Origin of the sequence: Actinomyces sp. oral taxon 180 str. F0310, assembly GCF_000185285.1 — a bacterium.
Classification (GTDB): Bacteria; Actinomycetota; Actinomycetes; order Actinomycetales; family Actinomycetaceae; genus Pauljensenia.
On the sequence record NZ_GL622194.1, the window covers coordinates 1,211,074 to 1,218,757 of the forward strand.

A 7,684-nucleotide genomic window follows, 5' to 3' on the forward strand; every position below is an offset into this window, starting at 1 on the left:
CGCGCCTCACGCTCGGGGGCGTCCGATTTTGCCCGCCGCACGCGGGCGAACCGCCTCCCGGTGCCCTCAGGCGGCCGCGCTGGGCGTGTTCGAGGAGCCCCCCTCGTCGTCGGGGTTGATGACGCACCATCGCTCGACGACGATCGCGACGATCACCCACACCAGGCCGACGAGGGCGCTCAGGCCCGCCGCGATCGCGTTCGACGCCATCGCGGGAGCGCTCACCTGTAGGAGGGAAACGGCCATGACTCCGGCGAGGATCCCGGTGAGGGCGCTGCCGACCAGGGCGCTCGCGCGGGCGAAGACCGCCACCGGCATGGCACCCAGGGCATTGATCCACGTCTCCTTGTCGGCCCGCAGGCGCCGCACGGCCAGGCCGGACCAGATGAGGAGCGCCGTGGCGAGTGCGAAGAGCACCGCCGGGCCGGGCGTGACGATCAGGGGCGTGTTGCCGACGCGCATGTGCGCGAGGAACCCTAAGAAGCTCAGCGCGGCACTCACGACGCCGACCAGTCCAACCCAGGCGATCGACAGGGGTTTCACGTCCGCTTCCCTCTATCGCCTCTTGACGACCGGGATCGCGCCGGTCATCGTGGGGCGAACGACGACCCTGCGCAGGATGCCGGTCTGTGTGGCCTCGTCCTCGGGGATGGGGCCGACCGGGGTGTTGTCGGGCAGCCCGGGGGCGAGGATCGTGGAGCGCCCGTCGGCATGGACCGTGGGCTTGGGGGGTTCCTCCTCGCGGGCGAGGCCGGAGCGGTCGTCGACCACCCGCACGTCACGAGCGGAGCCGACGGGGAAGTTCCAGTCCGGAAGCGCGATGTCGGAGTGGGGGTCGTCGCGCTTGGCGTCGAAGACCGGCACCCAGTGGGGCCTGTCCTCGTTGCGCGGCTTGTACGTCCCAGTCCCGATCTTGCGGGTCATCCGCCCGGCCGGGGAGTCGGCGGGCACGGAGGAGATGGGATGCCAGGAGGGGCGCGCCGAGGTCCGGGGGGCGCGACGGGGCGAGGCATCCTGGCCGGACGCGGCCTGCGCCTGCGACGCGGAACTCGGGTCATCTGGCGACTGCTCGGCCACGCCGCGCTCGTCCTGCGCCTGCACGCCGCCCGGGCGCTGACCCTCGCCCTGCGGGGCGTCGGGCCGGGGGGATGGCACAGCCGCTGGCCGCGCCTGCCGGGCGGCGCGAGCGGCGAGCTGCGCGGGAGTCTCGGGCTGCGCGACCGGGGGGATGTCCTCCTCGAGGAGCTCCTCGGACTCGTCGGCGCCGGGAACCGCCTCGGGGGCCGGGGGCCGCTCAATGCCCATGGCGTTGGCGATCTCCTCGCCGACCTCGGTTGCCGCCCACCGGGACCAGAGGTTGTTCCACGTGGCGGGATCAACGCTGCGCGGATCGCCGCGGCGCTCGCGTTCGCGCGGCTGGCTGGCATCTGACCCGTGGGCGTCGGCCGGGGCGGCCTCGGCGCCCCCCGAGGCACCGGCGCGCTCCTCGGGTTCGTCGGGCTCGGGTGCCGTCTCCTCGTCGGGCGCTGTCGGCGTCGCGGGGGTACGGGAGGCCGGGGAGTGAGACTCCGGGGCGGCGAGGCGGGGGTCGACCTGGCTGATCTCTCCCGTGAGCGTCTCGATGAGCTCACGCATGTCGGCGCTGGCCTGCTCGGCGCGCTCTGCCAGGAGCTGATCGGAGTCGGCCATGACGGCCGCCGGGTCTTCGAGCCAGTCGTCAACGGCGTCGATGATGCCCTCGCGGTCGGGGGTCAGCGCGAGGAGATCCGCGACCCGTCCAAAGCCCTCAAGAACGGCGTCGGGATCGCACAGGAGCCAGGGCGCCAGGACGAAGGCCCGCTCCTTCGCGCGCGGGTGCGGCAGGCTCAGGACGGGATCGGAGGAGGCCAGGCCCTCGACCTGAATGATGTCGATGTCGACGGTGCGCGCCCCCCAGCGCTCGTGGCGCTCGCGGCCCAGCTCGCGTTCGATGCGGCTCGTCTGGGCGAAAAGCTCGTCGGGAGTGGCGATGGCGGAGCCGATGACGACGGCATTCCAGTAGTCGGGCTGGGGCGCCTGCCCGGGGGCGAGGACGGGCTTGGTGCGCATGATCGGCGACACGTCGTCGATCTGGAAGCCCTCCATGTAGGACAGGGCCTCGACCGTGTGCATGAGCGTGACGGGCACATCCCCGAGGTTTCCGCCGATCGCCAGGACGACCTTGCGCGAACGCAGGTGCTCGGGCATGGAGGGCTCCCGCGCGCCAGGTGCCGTCGCACTGGAGCGCCGCGAGGGAGAGGGTTCGCCCTGTCCCTGCTCGGCCGGGCTGGGTGCCTGGGCGCGGCCGTAGGCTTCGATCTCTCCGGTCAAGACGGAGCCGTCCTCGGCCTCGTAGATTCCCTTGAGGGTCAGCGACAGCGGCAGCGCGTCGGTCGCACCGGAGCGCACGGTGACGGACACGTCGGCGAAGGGCTGATCGATCGGCGCGTCCGGCTTGTGGACGGTGACCTCGGTGCCGACGACGCCGTCGTGGCTCATGACGCGCGAGGCGATGTCCTCGGCCAGGGTCTCGATGAGGTCGACGGGGCTTCCGGTGAGCACGGCCATCGTCTCGTCGGCGATGTCGGCGTAGGAGACCGTCGCCGCGATGTCGTCGTTGGCACCCGCGGTTTCGACCCACATGACGACGTCGGCACAAAAGCGCTGGCGCTGCGTGCGCTCGAAGTCGTACACACCGTGGTTGGCCAGCGCCCCCAGTCCTTTCAGGGCGATGATGACGCGTCTGCTACTCAACGTCGTTCTCCTTTCGGGCGATGGCCGCCGCGGTGCCTGCTACGTCGTGGACCCGCACGGCCCACGCACCCTGGCGGACGCAGTAGGCGGCAATGGAAGCGCTGTCGGTGTCGACGTCGCCTCCGAGGGCCTTGACGAATCGCTTACGCGACGCTCCGATAAGTACAGGGTACCCACCGGAGAGGAAACGCGGTAGTTCGGACAGTATCTGCCAGCACTGTTCGACCGTCAGCGAGAAGCCCAGACCCGGGTCAACAACAATTTTATCAGGTGTCACACCAGTATCAATTGCGTCTGTGACCTGGGAATTGAGCCGTTCGATCAGGGTCCCCACCAGGTCCGGCCCGTAGTCGAAGGACTCCCCCGGCATTCCCGGCAACGCGCGGTAGTGCTGAATCACATACGCGCACCCGCTCTCGGCGACCGCACGATTCATCTGCGGATCCCATCGCCCGCCGCTGACATCGTTGATGATCGCGGCCCCCGCCTCCGCGGCCCGCAGAGCCGTCGAGGCGTGCAACGTGTCCACCGACACGACCACTCCCTCCCGAGCCAGGGCCTCGACGATCGCGCCGATGCGCGCCCACTCCTCCTGCGCCGAGATGCGCGTCGAGTGCGGCCTCGTCGACTCCCCGCCCACGTCGATCAGATCGGCGCCGGCGCCGAGCATCGCGCGGGCGTGAGCGAGCGCGGCACGAGGGTCCGCGTAGCGTCCCCCGTCCGAAAACGAATCCGGGGTCACGTTGAGGATCCCCATGATGAGCGCCCGAGAAGAAGGCACGGCCAGGCCGTGGGGCAACGTCGGCGCCGCAGGAGCGACCGCGGGCGTTGCCGGAGGATCGGGCAGGGGCAGCGCGGACATGTCAGCGGCTTCCCGACAGCACCAGGGCCATCATCTCGGCCCGGGTCGCTCCGTCGTTCATGATGCCGCGCAGGGCGCTCGTCACGGTCGACGATCCGGGCTTGGAGATGCCGCGCATCGACATGCACATGTGCTCCGCCTCGATGACGACGATGACTCCCTGGGGGTGCAGGACCTCGTCGATGGCGTCGGCGACCTCGGCGGTCAGCCGCTCCTGCACCTGGGGCCGACGAGCGTACCCCTCGACCAGGCGGGCCAGCTTCGACAGCCCCGTCACCACGCCTCCGCGGGGGATGTAGCCCACGTGAGCGCGGCCAAAGAAGGGAAGCAGGTGATGCTCACACACCGAATGGAACGTGATGTCACGCACGAGAACGAGCTCGTCGGTGCCCGCATGGAACTGGGTGCGCAGGTGCTCGCGAGGATCCTCGGCCAGGCCCGAGCACATCTGCCGCCATGCGCGAGCCATGCGCTCCGGGGTACCCACCAGGCCCTCGCGCGTCGGATCCTCCCCGAGCGCCACCAGCAGGTCACGCGACGCCTTCTCCACACCAGCAGGATCGTATGTCATGACTGTTCCTCACCATCGGCCGACGAGTCCGGCTCGCCCACCACGCCCGTGACGTCGATCGTCGGCGCCTCGAAGACGACCTCCTGCGCGCCTCCGACCTGAGGCGACCCCAGGCCGACCGGGTTGCCCAGGACGGCACCGGGAACGGCGGCGTCCGACTGGTAGTTCCACACCGGACGCTCGGGGGCTTTGACGACGTCCCTGAAGATCTCGGCCAGCTGAGCCTCATCCAGGGTCTCCTCCTCCAGGAGCCGGGCGGCCAGCGTGTCCAGGATCGCCCGGTTCGTCGTGAGGATCTGCCAGGCCTCGCGCATCGCGTTGTCGAGGAGCCGACGGACCTCCTCGTCGATGATGGCGGAGGTCTCGTCGGAGAAAGCACGAGGCCCCTCTCCCGAGCCGTGCCCGAAGGCCTCGGTGTCGCTCTCACCCAGCTTCACCATGCCGATGCGATCACTCATGCCGTAGTCCGTGACCATGGCGCGGGCGGTCTTGGTGGCCTGCTGGATGTCGTTGGCCGGGCCGGTCGAGGGATCGCGGAAGACGATCTCCTCGGCCACGCGGCCGCCCATGCTGTAGACGAGGTCATCCAGCAGCTGGTTGCGCGTCTTGTTGAAGCGATCCTCGGTGGGCATGACCATCGTGTAGCCCAGCGCGCGCCCGCGCGGCAGGATCGTCACCTTCGTGACGGGGTCCGTGTAGTTCAGGGCGGCGGCGGCCAGCGCGTGACCGCCCTCGTGGTAGGCGGTCACCGCCTTGTCGTGGTCGTTCATGACGCGCGTGCGCTTCTGCGGGCCAGCGATGACGCGGTCGATGGCCTCGTCGATGGCGCGCTCGTCGATGAAACGCATGTTGGATCGTGCGGTCAGCAGGGCTGCCTCGTTGAGGACGTTGGCCAGGTCCGCACCGGTAAACCCCGGAGTGCGCTTGGCGATCTGACGCAGGTCCACCTGCTCCGTCAGCGGCTTGCCGTGCGCGTGAACCTTCAGGATTGCCTCGCGGCCCTTCAGGTCGGGCGCCTCGACGGCGATCTGGCGATCGAAGCGACCGGGACGCAGCAGCGCCGGGTCGAGAATGTCGGGGCGGTTGGTGGCCGCGATGAGGATGATGTTGGCGCGCTCGTCGAAGCCATCCATCTCGACCAGCAGCTGGTTGAGCGTCTGTTCGCGCTCGTCGTTGCCGCCGCCGATGCCGCTTCCGCGGTGGCGGCCCACGGCGTCGATCTCGTCCACGAAGATGATGGCCGGGGCGTTCTTCTTGGCGCGTTCGAAGAGCTCGCGCACGCGGGATGCGCCCACGCCGACGTAGAGCTCCATGAACTCCGAGCCGGAGATCGAGAAGAAGGGGGCGTTCGCCTCGCCCGCGACCGCCTTGGCCAGCAGGGTCTTGCCCGTCCCGGGGGGACCGTAGAGCAGAACGCCGCGGGGAATGCGCGCGCCCACCTTGTGGAACTTATCGGGAGAGGCCAGGAACTCGCGGATCTCTTCCAGCTCCTCCACGGCCTCGTCCTCGCCAGCGACGTCCGCGAAGGTCACGTCGGGGCGCTCCTGGTTGAATTCCTTGGCGCGCGAGGCCGTGAATCCGCCCATCATTCGCGACCCCGACATCGACCGCATGATGAAGTAGAAGGCAGCGGAGATGAAAAGCAGGGGGATGAGAATCTGCAGGACCAATCCGAGGGCGCCGGACTGCGGGCGCACCGCGTTCCACCCCTTGGCGGGAGCCTGCGCGGCCACGGCGTCCAGGATCTCCTTCGTCTGAGCGTAGGAGTAGGTGAAGTACACGTGCTTACCCAGGTCGGCGCTCTGGTCGTCGCCGCCCGTGCCCTCGTGGTGGTAGTTCTCGGTCAGCGTCAGGTTCACCTGCTGCGTTCCCTCGTTGAGGACAACCTTCTCGACCGTGCCACCCGAGATGAGCTCCAGGCCCTCCGAGGTGTTCACGGACTGGGGCTGCAGGGTTTGCCAGAGGAACCATCCCCCCGCGAGCAGGACCATCAGCGGAATCGCCACCCACGCGAGGCTGGGGCGTTTAGTCTTCGTTCTCTCGTTCATGCGTCCCTACAGGTTGGTCGTCTCAGTTGTTGTAAACGTGGGGCTGCAGCGTCCCCACGAAGGGAAGATTGCGGTACTTTTCCGCGTAGTCGAGGCCGTAGCCGACGACAAACTCGTCGGGGATGTCGAAGCCCACGTAAGCGACCTCGACATCCACCTTCGCGGCGGCTGGCTTACGCAGCGCTGTGGCGATACGCACGGAGGCCGCCCCACGCCCGACGAGGTTGGCCTGCAGCCACGACAGCGTCAGGCCCGAGTCGATAATGTCCTCGACGATCAGGACGTGGCGCCCGGCGACATCCTGGTCGAGGTCCTTGAGGATGCGAACGACGCCGGAGGTCTTGGTGCCCGACCCATAGGAGGACACGGCCATCCAATCCATCTCGAGGGGGGTGTGAAGCTTGCGCGACAGGTCCGCCATGACCATGACGGCGCCGCGCAGGACACCCACGACGAGGAGGTCCTTGCCCGCGTAGTCGCGGTCGATTTCTTCGGCCATGTCGCCGAGCCTGCGGTCCATATCCTCGGCGGTCACCAGGATCTCTTTGAGGTCGTTTCCCATGTCGGTGGCGTCCACCGTGTCCTCTTTTCGTGTGTTGCTACGCGAGCGATTCCACTATAAGCGTGCCACAGATCCGCGCCGACGCCCCACGGAGAGCGAGATTCTCACTGTGAGCGCAACGCCGGGCTCCCCGCTCGGGGAGCCAAGACGATTCGCGCCTCGGCCCCGCGTCCCACGCGCGAGGCGCTCCCCGAGGGCAGGTCGATCGGCCCCTGTCCCCTCCAGGCGACCACGAGACCGTCCACGGCCTCGACGTTGGCCAGCGAAAGCGCTCCGAGTCCCGCCCGCGACGCCGCCTCTCTCACGGCTCGGGCGCGCACCGCGCGGGGGGCCTGCGCGAGGGCTGACACGCTCAGGGACACGCCGCTCGGCCCGGGTTCCGGCGCGTCGCCAGAGCGCGCCCCCCGGGTGAGCTGCCTCGCCCACTGCCGAAGGGCGTCGTCGTCGTCCGCGCACAGCTGGGCGCTTCGCGCGAGCGCGGGAACGGGGTCCATTCCCAGGGCCGAGGCCAGGGCGGGCAGGGCACGGTGACGCAGGGCGCTGCGTCGCAGCGGGCTACCGTCGGCCGCCCTCCACGGTCCGTCGACGGCGTTGGTCGGGTCCTCGACCGGGGTCAGGCCCGCCTGGGCGCATGCTCCCGCGGTGTCCGCTCGCCGCAGGCCCAGGAGGGGACGGAGCCAGGTGACGCCGGCCTCGTCGCGAGCAAGCGGCGCGATCGCACGCAGCGAGGAAGGGCCGGACCCCCTGGCCAGACGCAGCAGAACGGTTTCGGCCTGGTCCTCCATGGTGTGTCCGAGGAGGACGGGGGCGTGCTCGCTCGCGGCGATCGCGCGAAGGGCGGCGCGCCTGGCATCGCGCGCCGCGGCCTC

General features: G+C 69.6%; 7 protein-coding genes. All 7 read right to left on the minus strand.

What is annotated here, in order from left to right:
• Positions 1 to 66: 66 nt before the first annotated feature.
• Positions 67 to 543 carry a DUF3180 domain-containing protein gene (locus tag HMPREF9006_RS05190; protein ID WP_009212515.1) on the minus strand — a complete coding sequence of 159 codons (477 nt, stop codon included), beginning with the start codon at positions 541 to 543 and terminating at the stop codon, positions 67 to 69.
• Between the two features lie 12 nt (positions 544 to 555).
• Positions 556 to 2,772, minus strand: a complete 2,217-nt coding sequence (gene folK / locus HMPREF9006_RS05195) for a 2-amino-4-hydroxy-6-hydroxymethyldihydropteridine diphosphokinase (protein ID WP_009212516.1) — start codon at positions 2,770 to 2,772, stop codon at positions 556 to 558.
• Positions 2,765 to 3,634 carry a dihydropteroate synthase gene (gene folP, locus HMPREF9006_RS05200; protein WP_009212517.1) on the minus strand — a complete coding sequence of 290 codons (870 nt, stop codon included), beginning with the start codon at positions 3,632 to 3,634 and terminating at the stop codon, positions 2,765 to 2,767. The genes folK and folP overlap by 8 nt, the downstream gene beginning before the upstream one ends.
• 1 nt (position 3,635) lies before the next feature.
• Positions 3,636 to 4,205, minus strand: coding sequence for a GTP cyclohydrolase I FolE (folE, locus tag HMPREF9006_RS05205; RefSeq protein WP_009212518.1), 570 nt, complete (start codon positions 4,203 to 4,205; stop codon positions 3,636 to 3,638).
• Positions 4,202 to 6,253 carry an ATP-dependent zinc metalloprotease FtsH gene (gene ftsH, locus HMPREF9006_RS05210; RefSeq protein ID WP_009212519.1) on the minus strand — a complete coding sequence of 684 codons (2,052 nt, stop codon included), beginning with the start codon at positions 6,251 to 6,253 and terminating at the stop codon, positions 4,202 to 4,204. The genes folE and ftsH overlap by 4 nt, the downstream gene beginning before the upstream one ends.
• 22 nt (positions 6,254 to 6,275) lie before the next feature.
• On the minus strand, positions 6,276 to 6,830 hold the full coding sequence (gene hpt, locus HMPREF9006_RS05215) for a hypoxanthine phosphoribosyltransferase (RefSeq protein ID WP_009212520.1): 555 nt from the start codon (positions 6,828 to 6,830) through the stop codon (positions 6,276 to 6,278).
• Between the two features lie 89 nt (positions 6,831 to 6,919).
• The coding region (locus HMPREF9006_RS05220) for an ATP-binding protein (RefSeq protein WP_009212521.1) at positions 6,920 to 7,684 on the minus strand (765 nt) is incomplete at its 5' end.

Coding starts and splice junctions, on each gene's coding strand:
- folP (WP_009212517.1), bottom strand. CDS start 3,634: ATGTCCGCGCTGCCCCTGCCCGATCCTCCGGCAACGCCCGCGGTCGCT.
- ftsH (WP_009212519.1), bottom strand. CDS start 6,253: ATGAACGAGAGAACGAAGACTAAACGCCCCAGCCTCGCGTGGGTGGCG.
- folE (WP_009212518.1), bottom strand. CDS start 4,205: ATGACATACGATCCTGCTGGTGTGGAGAAGGCGTCGCGTGACCTGCTG.